This is a genomic window from Paracoccus marinaquae (assembly GCF_018860165.1).
Lineage (GTDB): Bacteria > Pseudomonadota > Alphaproteobacteria > Rhodobacterales > Rhodobacteraceae > Paracoccus > Paracoccus marinaquae.
In genome coordinates this window covers 1-748 of record NZ_JAHKNG010000135.1, presented here as the reverse complement: position 1 = coordinate 748, position 748 = coordinate 1, and the positions used below count along the sequence as shown (strand labels likewise).

Sequence of the window (748 nt, the reverse complement as noted above, 5' to 3'; positions counted from 1 at the left end):
GTAAGTGCTACGCCGACCCCCTCCTGCCATTTGCGACTTGATCCGGCCATTCTGCGCGCATGGGCGTGACGGAGGGTTTGGATTTTGGAAGTAGACGGCAAAATGGGCGTCCAATTGGGCGGCTCTATGGGGGTTGGGGTTTCCCGGCTGGAGGTGATCGAGGGGCCGAGCGGTCGTCGTCGGCGCACGAAGGCAGAGCGGGCGCGTATCGCGGCAGAAAGCATGATGCCCGGGGTGACGGTCACCGAAGTTGCGCGCAAGCACGGCACGACCCGCTGGCAAATCTACGATTGGCGCAAGCAGATACGCAAAGGCAACCTGATGTTGCCCGAGAACTTGGCGGCTTTGCCGTTCTTCGCGGAACTGGTGGTCGATGACAGGGCGGCTGCGGCGTCGGCGGTTGTCACAAGTTGCGATCTCGAGATCCTTGTCGGTGATGTCGTGATCCGGGCGGGTTCTGGTGCCGATGAGGGGCAGCTGACCCGGGCAATCCGGGCGGCACGGGCTGCGGCATCGTGATGTTCGGCCATGGCGGTTCGGTGAAGGTCTTCGTGGCGACCCGGCCGGTAGACTTCCGCAAGGGTATCGATGGCTTGGCACTGGCGGTGCAGGAGATGTTCGGGATGGACCCGTTCTGCGGGGCGGCTTTCGTGTTCCGCGCAAAGCGGGCGGACAGGATCAAGCTGCTGCTCTGGGATCAGACCGGCATGGTGCTGGTTCACAAGCGGCTGGAAGGCGGCAAATTCGT

General features: G+C 63.2%; 2 protein-coding genes. Both read left to right on the top strand.

Annotation, left to right across the window (positions count from 1 at the left end):
* Positions 1-84: 84 nt before the first annotated feature.
* Entirely contained in the window at positions 85-519 is a 435-nt protein-coding gene (gene tnpA / locus KNW02_RS20670) for an IS66-like element accessory protein TnpA (protein WP_252734173.1), read from the top strand.
* The coding region (gene tnpB, locus KNW02_RS20665; protein WP_216035050.1) for an IS66 family insertion sequence element accessory protein TnpB at positions 519-748 on the top strand (230 nt) is incomplete at its 3' end. The genes tnpA and tnpB, both read left to right, overlap by 1 nt.